15 protein-coding genes and 1 pseudogene are annotated in these 16922 nt (G+C 71.4%); 8 read left to right on the top strand and 8 right to left on the bottom strand.

Annotation, left to right across the window (positions count from 1 at the left end; genetic code table 11):
* Positions 1-112: 112 nt before the first annotated feature.
* The 6 genes from AB0B01_RS01940 (at position 113) to AB0B01_RS01915 (ending at position 5193) form a co-directional block, all read left to right on the top strand.
* Positions 113-1966 (top strand): phosphatidylglycerol lysyltransferase domain-containing protein, encoded by a 1854-nt coding sequence (locus tag AB0B01_RS01940; protein ID WP_361712006.1) that lies wholly within the window; start codon positions 113-115, stop codon positions 1964-1966.
* 224 nt (positions 1967-2190) lie between these two features.
* Complete coding sequence (gene folP / locus AB0B01_RS01935) at positions 2191-3054, top strand: dihydropteroate synthase (RefSeq protein ID WP_361712056.1); 864 nt, start codon at positions 2191-2193, stop codon at positions 3052-3054.
* Between the two features lie 52 nt (positions 3055-3106).
* Positions 3107-3550 carry a nuclear transport factor 2 family protein gene (locus AB0B01_RS01930; RefSeq protein ID WP_361712004.1) on the top strand — a complete coding sequence of 148 codons (444 nt, stop codon included), beginning with the start codon at positions 3107-3109 and terminating at the stop codon, positions 3548-3550.
* Between the two features lie 129 nt (positions 3551-3679).
* Positions 3680-4039: a dihydroneopterin aldolase gene (folB, locus tag AB0B01_RS01925; protein WP_356846612.1), complete on the top strand. Its 360-nt coding sequence runs from the start codon at positions 3680-3682 to the stop codon at positions 4037-4039.
* A complete protein-coding gene (folK, locus tag AB0B01_RS01920) occupies positions 4036-4644 on the top strand; it encodes a 2-amino-4-hydroxy-6-hydroxymethyldihydropteridine diphosphokinase (RefSeq protein ID WP_361712002.1) in 609 nt (202 codons plus the stop codon). The genes folB and folK overlap by 4 nt, the downstream gene beginning before the upstream one ends.
* Before the next feature lie 60 nt (positions 4645-4704).
* Entirely contained in the window at positions 4705-5193 is a 489-nt protein-coding gene (locus tag AB0B01_RS01915) for a DUF3180 domain-containing protein (protein WP_361712000.1), read from the top strand.
* An 82-nt stretch (positions 5194-5275) separates the two neighbouring features.
* Here AB0B01_RS01915 and folE read toward each other — a convergent pair whose 3' ends face one another.
* The 6 genes from folE to dacB form a co-directional block, all read right to left on the bottom strand.
* Positions 5276-5884, bottom strand: a complete 609-nt coding sequence (gene folE / locus AB0B01_RS01910; protein ID WP_361711998.1) for a GTP cyclohydrolase I FolE — start codon at positions 5882-5884, stop codon at positions 5276-5278.
* A gap of 112 nt (positions 5885-5996) precedes the next feature.
* Positions 5997-8021, bottom strand: a complete 2025-nt coding sequence (gene ftsH / locus AB0B01_RS01905) for an ATP-dependent zinc metalloprotease FtsH (RefSeq protein WP_361711996.1) — start codon at positions 8019-8021, stop codon at positions 5997-5999.
* A 208-nt stretch (positions 8022-8229) separates the two neighbouring features.
* Positions 8230-8790, bottom strand: coding sequence for a hypoxanthine phosphoribosyltransferase (gene hpt, locus AB0B01_RS01900; RefSeq protein ID WP_243339812.1), 561 nt, complete (start codon positions 8788-8790; stop codon positions 8230-8232).
* A gap of 66 nt (positions 8791-8856) precedes the next feature.
* A complete protein-coding gene (tilS, locus tag AB0B01_RS01895) occupies positions 8857-9894 on the bottom strand; it encodes a tRNA lysidine(34) synthetase TilS (RefSeq protein ID WP_361711994.1) in 1038 nt (345 codons plus the stop codon).
* 235 nt (positions 9895-10129) lie between these two features.
* Entirely contained in the window at positions 10130-11275 is a 1146-nt protein-coding gene (locus AB0B01_RS01890) for a zinc-dependent metalloprotease (protein ID WP_361711992.1), read from the bottom strand.
* Between the two features lie 46 nt (positions 11276-11321).
* Entirely contained in the window at positions 11322-12746 is a 1425-nt protein-coding gene (gene dacB, locus AB0B01_RS01885; protein ID WP_361711990.1) for a D-alanyl-D-alanine carboxypeptidase/D-alanyl-D-alanine-endopeptidase, read from the bottom strand.
* Positions 12747-12909: 163 nt separating this feature from the next.
* On the opposite strand from dacB, the gene AB0B01_RS01880 reads away from it, so the two are divergent.
* Both AB0B01_RS01880 and AB0B01_RS01875 read left to right on the top strand, forming a co-directional pair.
* Positions 12910-13404 carry an inorganic diphosphatase gene (locus tag AB0B01_RS01880; RefSeq protein ID WP_030031597.1) on the top strand — a complete coding sequence of 165 codons (495 nt, stop codon included), beginning with the start codon at positions 12910-12912 and terminating at the stop codon, positions 13402-13404.
* 177 nt (positions 13405-13581) lie between these two features.
* Entirely contained in the window at positions 13582-15228 is a 1647-nt protein-coding gene (locus AB0B01_RS01875; RefSeq protein WP_361711988.1) for a threonine/serine exporter family protein, read from the top strand.
* A 101-nt stretch (positions 15229-15329) separates the two neighbouring features.
* Here AB0B01_RS01875 and AB0B01_RS01870 read toward each other — a convergent pair.
* Together AB0B01_RS01870 and AB0B01_RS01865 are read right to left on the bottom strand one after the other, a co-directional pair.
* Positions 15330-15968: pseudogene (locus tag AB0B01_RS01870) on the bottom strand (VTT domain-containing protein); the annotation flags it as partial.
* Positions 15969-16121: 153 nt separating this feature from the next.
* Positions 16122-16880, bottom strand: coding sequence for a MerR family transcriptional regulator (locus AB0B01_RS01865; RefSeq protein ID WP_361711986.1), 759 nt, complete (start codon positions 16878-16880; stop codon positions 16122-16124).
* Positions 16881-16922: the final 42 nt, after the last annotated feature.

Raw genomic sequence — 16922 nt, 5'->3', positions numbered from 1 at the left:
TCGACGGAAGAGTGAACCCGCTCGGCCTCGATGTCGTCCTAGTGGACGCACCACACCCCGGAGGCTGTCGCGGCCTTCGGCCACATGATCTCTCGCGGAGCAACGGGAAGCGATGTCTAGCAGGATAGATGGCGATAAGTCGGGACAGGTTCCGAAGCGGGCCCGCCGAATCCTCCGTGGTCCCCGACCGGAGTCGGTGCCCGGCCTGGTGGGTACGGCCGTAACGATCGTCGGCCTTCTGGACATCGCCGCGGGAGTCTTCCCGCGCTTCCGGCACAGCCGGATCCACGCGGTGACCGAAGTCCTGCCCGGCTCGCTGGGCCCCTTCGCGGCAGCGCTCGCCCTCAGCGCGGGCGTACTGCTCCTGCTGCTGGCCCACGGCCTCAAGCGCCGCAAGCGGCGGGCCTGGCGGGCCGCCGTGGTCCTGCTGCCGGCAGGCGCGGTGGCGCAGTTCACGTACCGGCACTCCGTCATCGGGGTCGTCATCGCGGCGGTGCTCCTCGGGCTGCTCGTGCGTCACCAGGGTGAGTTCAAGGCACTTCCGGACCCGCGCAGCCGCTGGAAGGCACTCGCCAACTTCGTGCTGATGGGCGCCGGCTCCATCGGCCTCGGCCTGGTCATCGTCAACTCGCACCCGGGCCGTGTCGTCGGCCATCCGGGTATTTACGAGCAGATCAGCCACGTCGTGTACGGCCTGTTCGGCTTCGAGGGACCGGTCGACTACGCGGGCCGGGTCTCGTGGACGGTGGGCTACTCCCTGGGCGCCCTCGGCATGCTGACCGCGCTCACCACCATCTACCTGGCCTTCCGCCCCGAACACCCGGCCGCCCGGCTCACCTCCGACGACGAGCTCAGGCTGCGGGAGCTGCTCGCCAAGCACGGCGGGCGCGACTCGCTCGGCCACTTCGCGCTGCGCCGCGACAAGGCCGTCGTCTTCTCCCCCAGCGGCAAGGCCGCCGTCACCTACCGCGTCGTCTCCGGCGTGATGCTCGCCTCCGGCGACCCGATCGGCGACGTCGAGGCCTGGCCGGGCGCCATCGAGCGCTTCATGGAGGAGGCCAAGGCCCACTCCTGGACCCCGGCGGTCATGGGATGCAGCGAGACCGGCGGCGAGGTCTGGACCCGCGAGACCGGTCTGGACGCCCTGGAGCTCGGTGACGAGGCGATTGTCGATGTCAAAGACTTCTCCCTCTCCGGCCGGCCCATGCGCAATGTCCGTCAGATGGTGAAGCGCATCGAGCGCAACGGCTACACCACCAAGGTCCGCCGCGTCAGCGAGCTGACGGAGGAGGAGCTGGAGCAGGTGCGCGGCGCCGCCGAGGCCTGGCGCGGCACCGACACCGAGCGCGGCTTCTCCATGGCGCTCGGCCGGGTCGGCGATCCGGGCGACGGCGACTGCTTCATCGCCACCGCCCACCGCGTGGAGGAGGGCGACACCAGCCCCTTCGGTGACCTCAAGGCGATCCAGCACTTCGTCCCCTGGGGCAAGGACGGCATGTCGCTGGAGCTGATGCGCCGCGACCGCGCCGCCGACCCCGGTATGAACGAACTGCTGATCGTCGCCTCTCTGGAGGCTGCGCCGTCGCTGGGCATCGAGCGGGTCTCGCTGAACTTCGCGATGTTCCGCTCCGCGCTCGCCCGCGGCGAGAAGATCGGCGCCGGGCCGGTGCTGCGGATGTGGCGCAGCCTGCTGGTGTTCCTGTCCCGCTGGTTCCAGATCGAGTCGCTGTACAAGTTCAACGCGAAGTTCCGCCCCCGCTGGGAGCCCCGCTTCGTCGTCTTCCGGCAGACCCGCGACCTGCCCCGCATCGGCTTCGCCGCGATGCAGGCCGAGGGCTTCGTGACCCTGGCGCTGCCGCGGCTGTTCGCCGCCCGCCGCCGGCCCAAGCCGGTGCGCACCTGCGCCCATACCCACCTGACCGCCACGGTCCCGGCCCAGGCGGAGCGCGAGGTCCAGGCCGCGTAAGGAGTGTCCGGCCGGGCGGGTCCCGGCCGAGCCGCCCGGCGCTCCGGAGCCCGGCCCCCGCCGTCCCGGGGCGCCGGGCTCCGGCGTTCCCGCCCCGGACCCGGCCCGTCCCGCCGCGGGCAGGGCCGGGGCGTGGCCGGGACCGGGCGGGGCGGGGGTCGGGGGCCGGTCACCCGCGTACGGCCCGGGCCGTACGGCGGCCCTACCCTGGGACCATGAACACGATGCACGGGGCCGCCGGACGGGGCCGGGTCGCAGGGCTGCCGGAATGGGACCGCTGCGGGGTCATGGGCGTCGTGAACGTCACCCCCGACTCCTTCTCCGACGGCGGCCGCTGGTTCGACACCACCGCCGCCGTCAAGCGCGGCCTCGACCTCGTCGCCCAAGGCGCCGACCTCGTCGACGTCGGCGGCGAGTCCACCCGCCCCGGCGCCACCCGCGTCGACGAGGAGGAGGAGCTGCGCCGGGTCGTCCCCGTGGTCCGCGGCCTCGCCTCCGAGGGCATCACCGTCTCCGTCGACACCATGCGCGCCTCGGTCGCCGCCCGGGCCGTGGCTGCCGGGGCCGCGCTGGTCAACGACGTCAGCGGCGGCCTCGCCGACCCCGGCATGATCCCGGCGGTCGCCGCCGCCGAGGTGCCCTTCGTGGTGATGCACTGGCGCGGCTTCAGCCAGGACATGAACAGCCTCGCCGTGTACGGGGACGTCCTCGCGGAGGTCACCGCCGAGCTCCGCGCCCGCATCGACGCGGTCGTCGCCGGCGGCATCGCCCCCGAGCGGCTCCTCGTCGACCCCGGACTCGGCTTCGCGAAGAACGCCGAGCACGACCTCGCCCTGGTCGCCCACCTCCCCGAGCTGCGCGCCCTCGGCTTCCCGCTGCTGGTCGCCGCCTCGCGTAAACGATTCCTCGGCCGGGTCCTGGCCGGCGCCGCCGACGCTCCGCCCCCGCCCGCCCGGGAACGCGACGCCGCCACCGCCGCCGTCTCCGCCATCGCCGCCCACCAGGGCGCCTGGGCCGTACGGGTCCACGAGGTACGGGCGACCGCCGACGCGGTTCGGGTGGCCCGCGCCGTGGAAGGGGCTCTGTGATCCAGCCCATCCGGCCCTCGGGTGGGACCCGTACAGCGTGGGAAGGGGAACGGTGAGCCGTACCGACGTCGAAGCGGTCGAAGAGACCAACACGGCCTTCTACGAGGCCATGGAGCGGGGGGACTTCGACATGCTGTCGGCGCTCTGGCTCGACGACGAGATCTCCTGCGTGCACCCCGGCTGGCCGGTGCTCTCGGGCCGCGGCGAGGTCCTGCGCTCCTACGCGCTGATCATGTCGCACACCGACTACATCCAGTTCTTCCTCACCGACACCAAGGTCGCCGTCATAGGCGACACCGCGCTGGTGACGTGCACCGAGAACATCCTCAGCGGCGGACCCGCCGAGGACGGCGGGGAGCTCGGTCCGCTCGTCGGCCAGCTCGTCGTCGCCACGAATGTGTTCCGACGCACATCCGGGGGCTGGCGGCTGTGGTCCCACCACGGTTCTCCGGTCCTGACGGAGTCCGAGGAGGACGAGGAGGAGGGCTCCGCCTGACCCTCCGGCGGGGTCCGGGCTGTTTCGCAGGTAAATTCGAAGACGGACGACGCCGACCGCACTCGGCGTAGGCCCATGGATCCGGGGAGTCCCGGACCGGAAGCACCTACGAAAGCAGGAGTGATTCGCGTGGATCGTGTCGCACTGCGCGGCCTGAAGGCTCGCGGGCACCACGGCGTCTTCCCCCGGGAACGCGAGGAGGGCCAGACCTTCATCGTCGACCTCGTGCTGCACATCGACGCCCGCCCTGCGGCGGCGGACGACGACCTGGCGAAGACCGTGCACTACGGGGTCGTCGCCGAGGAGGTCGTCGACGTGGTCCAGGGAGAGCCCGTCGACCTCATCGAGACCCTCGCCGAGCGGATCGCCCAGCAGTGCCTCAAGCACGAAGCGGTGGCACAGGTGGAAGTCGTCGTCCACAAGCCGGACGCGCCCATCACCGTCCCCTTCGACGACGTGACCATCACGATCACCCGGAGCCGCGTGTGAACAACGCACTGAACGCCCAGAGCGACCCCACCGTCCAGCCCGTGCCCGCCTCTGTCGTCGAGACGGTGGACGCGGCCGACGTGACCCTGTCCAACCCCAAATGGGCCGTGATCGCCCTCGGCGCGAACCTCGGCAACCGGATGGAGACCCTCCAGGGCGCCATCGACGCCCTCGGCGACACCCCCGGCCTGCGGGTCAAGGGCGTCTCCCCCGTCTACGAGACCGAGCCGTGGGGCGTCGAGCCCGGCTCCCAGCCCGCGTACCTGAACGCGGTCATCACCCTGAAGACCACCCTGCCGCCCTCCTCCCTGCTGGAGCGCGGCCACGCCATCGAAGAGGCCTTCGACCGCGTCCGCGACGAGCGCTGGGGTCCGCGCACCATCGACGTCGACATCGTGTCGTACGCCGACGTGGTCTCGGACGACCCGGTCCTGACCCTCCCGCACCCCCGCGCCCACGAGCGCGCCTTCGTCCTGGCCCCGTGGCACGACATCGACCCGGAGGCGCGGATCCCCGGCCGCGGCCCGGTGGCCGCCCTCCTGGCCGCGATCGGCCCGGCCGGCATCACGCCGCGCCCGGACCTGGAACTCCGCCTGCCCGAGTAGTCGTTAGTAGCCTGGGCACGGCTGCCGACAGGCAACAGGACGGAAGCGGGGAGCGGGCACGTGAAGCAACTGAGGCCGGCGGTTCTGGCGGGGATCTTCGTCGTCGCCGGGGTCCTGTCCTGGGCCGGCGCCCGGCTGTGGAGCGCGTACGGGACGCTGCCCGGCGTCCCGCTGGCCGCCCCCATCGTCCTGGGCGCCATCGCGGTCGTCCTGCTGGCCACGGCCCTCTCGCTGCGCTCCCGCCTGAAGGCCCAGCGCGAGCGCCGTCCGGACGCCAAGGGCGTGGAGCCGCTCATGGCGGCCCGCGCCGTCGTCTTCGGCCAGGCCAGCGCCCTGGTGGCGGCCCTCGTCGCGGGCATGTACGGCGGTGTGGGGGTCTTCCTCTGGGCCGGCGGCCTGGAGGTGCCCGCCCGCCGCGACCAGGCCTGGTACGCCGGTTTCTCTGTCCTGGCGGGCGCGGCCGTGATCGCCGCCGCCCTCTTCCTGGAGCACGTCCTCAAACTCCCGGAGGACGACGACACCACCCCCCAGTCCTCGGCCCGCGCCTAGCCGGCCCGCAAGGCCCGCAAACAGCAGTCCCCTCTGTGAAGTCACACAGAGGGGACCGCGGCGGGCCGCGCCGGCAACCTGCCTAGCGAGCGAGGATGAGGCTCATGGCCTCGCTGCGCGTCGCAGGGTCACGCAGCTGGCCGCGCACCGCGGAGGTGGTGGTCTTGGCGCCCGGCTTGCGGATTCCGCGGACCGACATGCACATGTGCTCGGCCTCGATCACGACGATGGCTCCGCGAGCCTCCAGGATCGCCATGAGGGAGTCGGCTATCTGCGTCGTGAGACGTTCCTGCACCTGCGGCCGCCGGGCGAACACGTCCACGAGACGGGCCAGCTTCGACAGGCCGGTGATCTTGCCGCTCTCCGCCGGGACATAGCCGACGTGGGCGACACCGTGGAAGGGCAGGAGGTGGTGTTCGCACAGGGACACGATTTCGATGTCCTTCACCAGGACCAGCTCATCGTGTCCGAGGTCGAACACCGTCGTCAGGACGTCCTCGGGCTTCTGCCACAGGCCCGCCAGGATCTCGCGGTACGCACGCGCCACACGGGCCGGGGTCTCCAGGAGGCCCTCCCGGTCCGGGTCCTCGCCGACCGCGATCAGGAGTTCGCGGACCGCCGCCTCGGCGCGCTTCTCGTCGAACGTGCCGATCGTGCCCTCGTCACCGGACAGGGTCACTGGGTCCGTCATCTTTTCCTCGTTCCTGTGTGCACTGGCGCATGCGGGCACATGAAAGTGCCGCGCCCCCACAGGCTAGAACCTGGGGGGCGCGGCATCCATTCCGGGACGGACCCGGCGCCGGCTACTCGGCGCGGTCCTCCGAGGAGGGCTCCTTCTCCACCGACACGACCGGCGCGCTCGCCGCCGACGTGCCGTTCGCCGCGTTCGTCAGCTGGAGCTCCTTGGGAGAGAGCACCGGCGGACGGGTCGACGGAGTGCGGTGGGCGGAACCGGTCCACGCCGGGCGGGCCGGGCGCTTCACGATCGTCGAGAAGATCTCGGCGATCTCCTCCTTGCCCAGCGTCTCCTTCTCCAGGAGCGCGAGGACCAGGTTGTCGAGCACGTCGCGGTTCTCGACCAGGATCTCCCAGGCCTCGTTGTGCGCGGTCTCGATGAGCTTCTTGACCTCTTCGTCGACCAGCGCCGCGACCTCTTCCGAGTAGTCGCGCGGGTGCGACATCTCACGGCCCAGGAACGGCTCCGTGTTGTCGCCGCCGAACTTGATCGCGCCCAGCCGCTCGGTCATGCCGTACTGGGTCACCATCGCGCGGGCCGTCGCCGTGGCCTTCTCGATGTCGTTCGCCGCACCGGTGGTCGGGTCGTGGAAGACCAGCTCCTCGGCCGCGCGCCCGCCCAGCATGTAGGCCAGCTGGTCGAGCATCTCGTTGCGCGTGGTCGAGTACTTGTCCTCGTCGGGCAGGACCATGGTGTAGCCCAGGGCCCGGCCGCGGGACAGGATCGTGATCTTGTGGACCGGGTCGGAGTTCGGGGACGCCGCCGCGACCAGGGCGTGGCCGCCCTCGTGGTAGGCGGTGATCTTCTTCTCGCGGTCCGACATGATCCGGGTCCGCTTCTGCGGGCCCGCGACGACGCGGTCGATCGCCTCGTCCAGCATGTGGTTGTCGATCAGCTTCCGGTTCGAGCGGGCGGTCAGCAGGGCCGCCTCGTTCAGCACGTTGGACAGATCGGCACCGGTGAAGCCGGGGGTGCGGCGGGCGACGGCCGACAGGTCGACGTCCGGAGCGACCGGCTTGCCCTTCTGGTGGACCTTGAGGATCTCCAGACGGCCCTGCATGTCCGGACGGTCGACGGCGATCTGCCGGTCGAAGCGGCCCGGGCGCAGCAGCGCCGGGTCGAGGATGTCCGGGCGGTTCGTGGCGGCGATCAGGATGACGCCGCCCTTCACGTCGAAGCCGTCCATCTCGACGAGCAGCTGGTTGAGGGTCTGCTCACGCTCGTCGTGGCCGCCGCCGAGGCCCGCACCGCGGTGCCGGCCGACGGCGTCGATCTCGTCGACGAACACGATCGCCGGGGCGTTGGCCTTGGCCTGCTCGAACAGGTCGCGGACACGCGAGGCGCCGACACCGACGAACATCTCGACGAAGTCGGAACCGGAGATCGAGTAGAAGGGGACCCCGGCCTCGCCGGCGACGGCGCGCGCCAGCAGGGTCTTGCCCGTGCCGGGCGGACCGTAGAGCAGGACGCCCTTGGGGATCTTGGCGCCGACGGCCTGGAACTTCGCCGGCTCCTGGAGGAACTCCTTGATCTCGTGGAGCTCCTCGACGGCCTCGTCCGAGCCCGCGACATCGGCGAACGTCGTCTTCGGGGTGTCCTTGGTGATGAGCTTGGCCTTGGACTTCCCGAAGTTCATCACCCGGGAGCCGCCGCCCTGCATCTGGTTCATCAGGAACAGGAAGACGACGACGATGAGGACGAAGGGCAGGAGCGAGAGCAGCACGCTCAGGAACGGGCTGGTCTTGTCCGGCGCGACCTTGTAGCCGTCCGGGATCTGGCCGGCTTCGTACTTGGTCTGGAGGTTCTGGGCGAGCTGGACGCCCTGGTCCCCGATGTAGTTGGCCTGGAACTTCGAGCCGGAGTTGTCGGTGAGCTTCTGGTCCTTCTTCAGCTCGACCTTGATCATCTGACTGTCGCCGGTGGTGAGCTCGGCGCTCTGCACCTGGCCACTGTTGATCGCCTTGATGACCTCGCTGGTGTCCACCGTCTTGTAGCCGCCGCTGGAGCCGACGACATTCATCAACACGACCACGGCGAGGACGGCCAGCACGATCCACATGACCGGCCCACGGAAGTATCGCTTCACGTCCATCCATACGGGGCGCCGGGCGCCCCGTCCCTCCTGCCCGTAGGTAAATGCTGCTGTGAGTAAAGACTGTTCTTCGGAATGTACCCCTGTATTGTCACCCGCGGCCCCGTGGGACGGCTGACAGAACTGCTTTCCCCTGCTCCAACGGCGGGAATCGCTCCAGGGTTCCCGGTCGAGGGCCCCGGCCGGGGCCCTCGTGCGCCGGGGGGCGTCAGCCGCCGTAGACGTGGGGCGCGAGGGTGCCCACGAAGGGCAGGTTGCGGTACTTCTCCGCGTAGTCGAGGCCGTAGCCCACGACGAACTCGTTCGGGATGTCGAAGCCGACCCACTTCACGTCGATGGCGACCTTGGCGGCGTCGGGCTTGCGCAGCAGCGTGACGACCTCCAGGGAGGCCGGCTGGCGGGAGCCCAGGTTCGACAGCAGCCAGGACAGGGTCAGACCGGAGTCGATGATGTCCTCGACGATCAGGACGTGCTTGTCCTTGATGTCGGTGTCGAGGTCCTTGAGGATCCGGACCACGCCGGAGGACTGGGTACCGGCGCCGTACGAGGACACCGCCATCCAGTCCATCGTGAGCGGGGTGGACAAGGCGCGCGCCAGGTCCGCCATCACCATCACCGCGCCCTTGAGGACGCCGACGATGAGCAGGTCCTTGCCCGCGTACTCCGCGTCGATCTTCGCGGCCAGCTCGGCCAGCTTCGCGTCGATCTCTTCCTTGGTGATGAGCACCGACTGGAGGTCGTTGCCCATGTCCTTCTCGTCCACCCGCATCACTTTCGTTGTCGGCCGGGGCTCCGGGGGGTGCCCCCGGAGGACTCAGCCGTGTCTCAGCACCAATCAGCCCTGCCGGATGACAAGTCTGCCACCCTGCCGCTGGGCCTCGACCCGTCCGGGCAGGTTGATGGCGCCCTGACCCCGCCATCCGGTGATGAGCCGGTCGACTTCCTCGATGTGGCGGGCGAAGAGGGAGCCTGCGGGGGAACCGGCCGCGACCACGGCCCTGCGCAGCACGCGGCGGCGGACGGCCGGGGGCAGGGCGTACAGCTTGGCGCACTCCAGCCGGCCGTCCGCGTCCCGTACGCCCGCCTCGGCCTCGGCGGCCCAGGCGTCCAGGGCGTCGGCGTCGTCGCGGGAGAGCTGGGCGGTGCGGGCCAAGGCCTCGACGACTCCCTTGCCGAGCGCCTTCTCAAGGGCGGGCAGTCCCTCGTGGCGCAGCCGGGAGCGGGTGTAGGCGGGGTCCATGTTGTGCGGGTCGTCCCAGACGGGCAGCGACTGGACCATGCAGGCCTTGCGGGCGGTCTGCCGGTCGATCTGCAGGAAGGGCCGGCGGTAGCGGTGGGAGCGGCCGGGACCGCCCGACACTTCCGCCATGCCGGAGAGCGAGCGGATGCCGGAACCGCGGGCGAGACCCAGCAGGACGGTTTCGGCTTGATCGTCCCGGGTGTGGCCGAGCAGCACGGACGCGGCGCCCAGCCGGTCGGCGGCCTCGTCCAGGGCGGCGTAGCGGGCGTCGCGGGCGGCGGCCTCGGGTCCGCCGTCGCGGCCGACGCGCACGGCGACGGACTCCACCGGGTCCAGGCGGAGTGCGGTCATGCGGGTGACGACCTCGGCGGCGCGCAGGTCGGAGCCGGCCTGGAGCCCGTGGTCGACGGTGACGCCGCCGGCCCTGATCCCGAGCTTGGGGGCCTCGAAGGCGAGCGCGGAGGCGAGCGCCATGGAGTCGGCGCCGCCCGAGCAGGCGACGAGCACGAGCGGCGGCTCGCCTCCCGCGGTCCGCGCGGCGAGGTCGGGGAGGTCGGTGAGGTCGGTGAGGACGTCGTGGAGTACGCGGCGGACCGCCAGGCGTATCGCCGCGACCGCAGGATGGGGACCCATGTCCGGTGCCCTTCGGTGGAGTCGGATGCCTCGAAGGCGTTGGGGTGTGGTGCTCGGGGTGTGCCGGTTGCCCTCCCGCGCGGGCGCGCCCCCGCGGGAGGGAGTTGTCACTCAGAGTGCGTCGATGGTGACAGAACCGAGCGGTTCCCTGAGCATCGCACGGCGTTCCACGCCCCACGGTCCCTCGGACGGGTGACGCTGCTTCCCCCAGTGAGACATGTTTACGCCCCCTGAGTCACTCCCCTTCGCTCTGTTCGCTCCCCTTGCGGTGGACGCGGGCCACCCAGTCGGCCGGGCTGGCGATCTCGGCCTTCGTCGGCAGCGTGTTCGGAGAGGTCCACACCCGGTTGAAGCCGTCCATGCCCACCTGTCCGACGACGGCGCGGACGAAGCGCTCGCCGTCGCGGTACTGGCGCAGCTTGGCGTCCAGGCCCAGCAGTTTGCGCAGGGCTGCGTCCAGGCGGCCCGCGCCGCTGGCCCGGCGCTGCTGGAACTTCTCGCGGATCTCGGTGACGGAGGGCACCACCTCGGGGCCGACCCCGTCCATGACGAAGTCGGCGTGGCCCTCCAGCAGGGACATGACGGCGGTGAGCCGGCCGAGCACCTCGCGCTGCTCGGGGGTCTGGATGAGGTCGACCAGCGAGCGGCCCTCGTCGCCGTGCTCGGTGTCGGGGCGGCCCCCGACGAAGGACTGGGCGGCCTCGCGCAGCCGCTCCAGGATGGTCGCCGGGTCCATCTCGGTGGCGCCGAGGAAGGTCTGGATCTCGCCTTCGAGGTGGTCGCGCAGCCACGGGACGGCGCTGAACTGCGTACGGTGCGTCTCCTCGTGCAGGCAGACCCACAGCCGGAAGTCGTGCGGGCGCACGTCCAGCTCGCGCTCGACCTGCACGATGTTGGGGGCGACGAGCAGCAGCCGGCCGCCGCCCGCGGCGGAGCCCGGCAGGTCGCCGCCGGCGGGTGCGAAAGTCTCGTACTGGCCGAGCACGCGGGAGGCCAGGAAGCTCAGCAGCATGCCCAGCTCGACGCCGGTGACCTTGCCGCCGACCGCTCCGAAGACGGCGCCGCCGGGGGAGTTCGACCGGCGGTCCTGCATCCGGCCGAGCAGGGGTCCGAGGAGCTCCCGGAAGCCGGCGACATTGGCCTTGACCCAGCCCGCGCGGTCGACGACCAGCACGGGGGTGTCGGGGACGGCGACGCCCTCGGGCATCATCCGCGTGAACTCGCGGACGTGGCGCTCGGAGGTCCTGGCATGCCTGCGCAGTTCCGCCACCACGGCCCGGGCCTCGTCCCGGCTGACCTCCGGGCCCGGCCGGACCAGCCGGGTCGCGGTCGCCACCGCGAGGTTCCAGTCGACCATCTCGGCACCACCGATGCTCGTCATGCGTCAACCGTACGTGGACCGGGGCCGGTGCGGATCCCCTGCGAATCTACGAAGCGCGCGCCACGGCGGCGGCCAGCTTGTCGAGGCCCTTCTCCGCGGCGGCCCCGTCGGGGGCGTTCGCCGTCAGGAACGCGAAGGCGAGCAGTCGCCCGGAGGGGTCGACCACCGTCCCGGCGAGTGAGTTCACCCCGGTCAGGGTGCCCGTCTTGGCGCGGACCAGGCCGGCGGCCGGGGAGGTGCCGGCGTTGCGGCTGCGCAGGGTCCCGGTGAAACCGGCGACGGGCAGCCCGGTGAGCACCGGCCGCAGCTCCGGCCGCTGCGGGTCGGCGGCCTTGGCGAGGAGGGCGGCCAGCAGGCCGGTGGTGATCCTGTCCGCGCGGTTGAGGCCGCTGCCGTCGGCGAAGCGGGACCCGGAGACGTCGATGCCGAGGGCGGCGAGGCGGTCGGTGACGGCCTTCTCGGCGCCTTCGAAGTCGGCGGGCTGCCCCGAGGCGAGGGCGGTCTGCCGGGCCAGCGCCTCGGCGATGTCGTTGTCGCTGTTGGTCAGCATCCGCTCGACGAGGCCCGAGAGCGGGGCGGAGAGGGTGGTGGCGAGCGGCGGGGCCCCGGCGGCGGGTCTGGCCCGAGCGGGTTCGCCGCCGACCTTGATGCCGCGTTCCCCCAGGAGGGCGGCGAAGGCGCGGGCGGCCTCCATGGCGGGGTCCTCGACCCGGTCGACCGGTCCGGAGGTGGAGTCGTCGATGCGGCCTTCGTCGGCCGCCAGGGCGCTGACCGGCGCGATGTTCGGGTTGACGCCGATCGGATGGCGGGCGGGGCCGGTGTAGAGGGAGTCGTCGTAGCCGAGGACCACCGTGTCGGTCCCGGCGGCCTTGAGGGCCTGGGCCGTGTCGGCGGCCAGGGCGAGGAGGCTGCCCCCGGATCCGGCGGGGCTCTTCTTGCGGGCGGTGAGGGAGGGGTCGCCGCCGCCGACCAGGACGATCTGCCCGGGGGCGGTGCCGGGGGCGACGACGGTGCGGATCCGGTGCTCGGGGCCGAGCGCGGTCAGGGCGGCGGCCGCGGTGGCGATCTTGATCGTGGAGGCCGGGGTCATCGGCTCGCGCGAGCCGGACTCGTACAGCACCTGGCCGGTGGCGATGTCGATCACGGAGGCGGTCCGCAGGGTGCCGAGCGCGGGATCGGACAGCAGCGGGGCCAGGGTCTGCGCGAGGGACCCGGAATCGGCCGCGGCGGCCTTCCGGGGGGCGCCGGGGCCGATCCCTCCGAGCACCCCGGGAGCGCTCGGCGCGGCCTGCGGGAGCGGCCCGGTGCCGTGATCTGCGCCACCCGTGAGGCTCCAGGAGGCGGCCCTGTCCCGCTCGGCCTTACGCTGGCCGGAGTCCCAAGGACCGGCGGCGGTCACCGCTGCCACCGACAGGGCGAGGCCGGCGACGGCCGAACCCGCGATGAGCTGCCACGTCTTGACCAATGGCACCTCGGACCAGCCCCTTTCGCGATCACACACATGCGTGAGGGACACTTAACCACTGCGTCTTGCCGCGAGCATGGCACCCCACCCGGCAGGGCTGGGACGGACGCGCACGCAGGTGAATCAACGCAGTCTCGAAGCAATGAAGCTGATCATGGAGGAGCAGGACGTGGAGTTCGACGTCACCATCGAGATCCCCAAGGGTTCGCGGAACAAGTACGAGGTGGACCACGAGACCGGCCGGATCCGTCTGGACCGTCGCCTGTTCACCTCCACCAGCTACCCGGCCGACTACGGCTTCGTCGAGAACACCCTCGGCGAGGACGGCGACCCGCTGGACGCGCTGGTCATCCTGGACGAGCCGACCTTCCCGGGCTGCCTGATCAAGTGCCGCGCGATCGGCATGTTCCGCATGACGGACGAGGCGGGCGGCGACGACAAGCTGCTGTGCGTGCCGGCGTCCGACCCGCGCGTGGAGCACCTGCGCGACATCCACCACGTGTCGGAGTTCGACCGCCTGGAGATCCAGCACTTCTTCGAGGTCTACAAGGACCTGGAGCCGGGCAAGTCGGTCGAGGGTGCCAACTGGGTGGGCCGCGCCGAGGCCGAGGCCGAGATCGAGGCCTCGTACAAGCGCCTTGAGGCGCAGGGCGGCCACCACTGAGCCCATGGGCTCCGCCGGGCGACCGGCAGGCGGGACCTCCCGCCGCCCCGTGACACCGCGGGCGGCACCCCCTCGTGCAGGGGGTGCCGCCCGTCGGCGTTTCCGGGACCGGCCCGCTTCGCGGCGGATGAGGGCGTTCCGCATACTGATACCCGGGCTGGGCGGACTGGAGGGCGCGTGACGGAGGCCGAGGGATTCGGGCCGGAAGACCGGAAGCCGACATCGGACGAGGCGCACAGCGCCTTCACCCCGCCGCCCGGGATGGAGCCGGAGGCCCCGGAGGACGACCATCCGACCTCGGAGTTCTCCATGCCCGGCGGTTTCGAGGCGCCGGCCCCCGCCCCCGAGGGCTCGGCCTTCGCGCCGCCGGCCACCTACAGCGCCCAGCACTCCCCGCCCGCCTACACCCCCGCGCACGGGTTCCCCGTCTCGCGCATGCCCGAGTCCCCCTGGCAGGACCGCATGCGCACCATGCTGCGCATGCCGGTCGACGTCCGGCCCGTCCCCGAGCACGTGCACAAGCACAGCGAGTCCGGGCCCGCCGTCGGCCGTGTGCTCGACCTGACCCTGCGCATCGGCGAGCTGCTGCTCGCGGGCGGTGAGGGGGCCGAAGACGTGGAGGCCGCGATGTTCGCGGTGGCCCATTCGTACGGGCTGGACCGCTGCGAGCCCACCGTCACCTTCACCCTGCTGTCGATCACTCACCAGCCCTCCCTGGTGGACGACCCGGTCACGGCGAGCCGGACCGTCCGGCGCCGCGGCACGGACTACACGCGCCTGGCGGCGGTCTTCCGGCTGGTGGACGACATCAGCGCCCCCGAGATCGACATCTCCCTGGAGGAGGCCTACCGGCGCCTGGCGGAGATCCGCCGCAACCGCCACCCCTACCCCACCTGGGTGCTGACGACCGCCGCCGGGCTGCTCGCCGGGGCCGCCTCCACCCTGGTCGGCGGTGGCGTGGTCGTCTTCTTCGCGGCCGCGATCGGGGCGATGCTCGGCGACCGGCTCGCCTGGCTCTGCGCCGGCCGCGGGCTGCCGGAGTTCTACCAGTTCGTCGTCGCGGCGATGCCGCCCGCCGCGATCGGCGTGGCCCTGAAACTGGCCGACATGGACGTGCTCGCCTCCGCGGTGATCACCGGCGGGCTGTTCGCGCTGCTGCCCGGGCGGGCCCTGGTCGCCGCCGTGCAGGACGGCCTGACCGGCTTCTACATCACCGCCTCGGCCCGGTTGCTGGAGGTCATGTACCTCTTCATCGGCATCATCATGGGCGTCCTGGCCGTGCTGTATCTCGGGCTCCAGCTGGGCGCCGCGCCCAAGCCGGAGGAGGCCATCCAGATCACCCAGCGGCCGCTGATCCAGATCGCGGCCTCGATGGTGCTGGTGTTCACGTTCGCGATCCTGCTCCAGCAGGAACGTTCCACCGTGTGGATCGTGACGCTCAACGGCGGGGTGGCCTGGGTGACCTTCGGGGCCCTCCACTACGCCGGCGGCATCCCGCCCGTGCCCTCCACCGCCGTCGCCGCCGGCCTCGTCGGCCTGTTCGGGCAGCTCTTCTCCCGCTACCGCTTCGCGTCCGCCCTGCCGTACGTGACCGCCGCGATCGGACCGCTGCTGCCCGGCTCGGCGACGTACTACGGGCTGCTGCTCATCGCCGAGAACGAGCTCAACCGGGGTCTCGGCTCGCTGACGAACGCCGCTGCCATCGCGCTCGCCATCGCGATCGGCGTCAACCTCGGTTCGGAGACCTCGCGGCTGTTCATGCGGATCCCGGGGGCCGCGACCGCCGCCAAGCGCCGTGCGGCGAAGCGGACCCGCGGCTTCTGAGACACGTACGCCCCGGGACTCCGGCGGAGTCCCGGGGCGCGGGCCGCGTCCTGCGCGGCAGACCGTCAGCGCTTGGCGTGGCGGCGGCGCTCGCCCACGGGCGGGCCGCCGGCCGCGGCGGCCCTGCCCTCCCTGCGGGCCTTCAGCACCTCGAAGATCACGGGGATGAGGGAGAGGAGGACGATCAGGACGAGGATCACCTCGACGTTCTCCTTGATGAACGTGATCTGGCCGAGCCAGTAGCCCGCGACCGTCAGCCCCGCACCCCAGGCGATTCCGCCGATGACGTTGTACGTCAGGAAGGTGCGGTATTTCATGGAGCCGGCGCCCGCGACCATCGGGGCGAAGGTGCGGACGATCGGGACGAAGCGGGCGAGCACGATGGCCTTCGGGCCGTGCTTGTCCATGAACTCGTGCGCCTTGTCCAGGTTCTCCCGCTTGAAGAGCTTCGACTTCGGCCGGTTGAAGATCTTCGGCCCGAAGAACTTGCCGATCATGTAGCCGACCTGGTCGCCGATGACCGCGGCGGCCGCGATCAGGGTGCACACCAGCCACAGCGGCTGCTTGATGTACTCACCGTTCGCCACCAGCAGGCCCGCCGTGAACAGCAGCGAGTCGCCGGGCAGGAAGGCGAACAGCCCCGACTCCGCGAAGACGATGACCAGGATGCCGATCAGGCCGTAGTGCGAGATCAGATAGTCCGGGGACAGCCACTCAGGGGCGAGCGCAAGGGTGTACACGAGTTCCGGGCTCTCCTGGATCGGGGGACGTCCGCGGGTGTCGGCGGTGCGGCGGACGAGAGGGCGGTCTCAATTATCAACGCACACGGCCCCCGCCCGGTTCCAGGTGCCGGGAGAGGGCCGTTTCACAGGTGCGGTGCGGGTGGGACGCAGCTACGCAGCGCGGACCGCGTTGGCGACGATCGCGTCCCGCACGAACACCGCAAGGCCGGGGCGCATCGCGTCGTAGTAGGCCGTGAACCGCTCGTCCGCGACGTACATCTCACCCAGGCAGGTGTGCATCTCGTGCGAGCAGGTGTAGCAGTTGCGGTCGATCCAGCCGCGGTGCTCCTCGGCCAGGTCCATGGCCTCGCCGGAGTCCGCGGCCGCACCGGCCTCCATCAGCGCGACGAACCGGCGGTTGATGCCGTCCGCCTCGTCCTGGAAGCGCTTCCAGTCCTCCTTCGTGTAACCCGCCGTCCGGCGCGCGGACTCCTTGTACGCGTCCGTGTCGCCCCAGCGCCGGTACGCCTCGTCCGCGTACTGGTCGGGGTCGAAGTCCCCGAAGACCTCGAACTTCTCCTCGGGCGTGAGATTGATGCCCATCCTCTGTGCCTCCATGGCGTGCTCCACGGCCTCGGCCATCTGCTGGAGCCGGGCGATCCGGTCGGACAGGAGGGCGTGCTGCCGGCGCAGGTGCTCCCTCGGGTTCGTGTCCGGATCGTCCAGCAGGACCGCGACCTCTTCGAGCGGGAAGCCGAGCTCCCGGTAGAACAGGATCCGCTGCAGCCGGTCGAGGTCGGCGTCGTCGTAACGCCGGTGACCTGCGGTGCTGCGGTTGCTCGGGGAGAGCAGGCCGATCTCGTCGTAATGGTGCAGGGTGCGCACCGTGACCCCGGCGAATCCGGCGACCTGTCCCACGGAGTAGCCCATCGTTTCCGCTCCTCGGTTTGGGTACGCCCTTCACTCTGGGTC

Origin of the sequence: Streptomyces sp. NPDC044571 (assembly GCF_040647115.1) — a bacterium.
In the GTDB taxonomy this organism is placed as follows: domain Bacteria; phylum Actinomycetota; class Actinomycetes; order Streptomycetales; family Streptomycetaceae; genus Streptomyces.
Note: the sequence above shows the minus strand (reverse complement) of the source record. Positions and strands in the feature narration are given on the sequence as shown.

Coding starts and splice junctions, on each gene's coding strand:
- AB0B01_RS01940 (WP_361712006.1), top strand. CDS start 113: ATGTCTAGCAGGATAGATGGCGATAAGTCGGGACAGGTTCCGAAGCGG.
- folP (WP_361712056.1), top strand. CDS start 2,191: ATGCACGGGGCCGCCGGACGGGGCCGGGTCGCAGGGCTGCCGGAATGG.
- folE (WP_361711998.1), bottom strand. CDS start 5,884: ATGACGGACCCAGTGACCCTGTCCGGTGACGAGGGCACGATCGGCACG.
- ftsH (WP_361711996.1), bottom strand. CDS start 8,021: ATGGACGTGAAGCGATACTTCCGTGGGCCGGTCATGTGGATCGTGCTG.
- hpt (WP_243339812.1), bottom strand. CDS start 8,790: ATGCGGGTGGACGAGAAGGACATGGGCAACGACCTCCAGTCGGTGCTC.
- tilS (WP_361711994.1), bottom strand. CDS start 9,894: ATGGGTCCCCATCCTGCGGTCGCGGCGATACGCCTGGCGGTCCGCCGC.
- AB0B01_RS01890 (WP_361711992.1), bottom strand. CDS start 11,275: ATGACGAGCATCGGTGGTGCCGAGATGGTCGACTGGAACCTCGCGGTG.
- AB0B01_RS01865 (WP_361711986.1), bottom strand. CDS start 16,880: ATGGGCTACTCCGTGGGACAGGTCGCCGGATTCGCCGGGGTCACGGTG.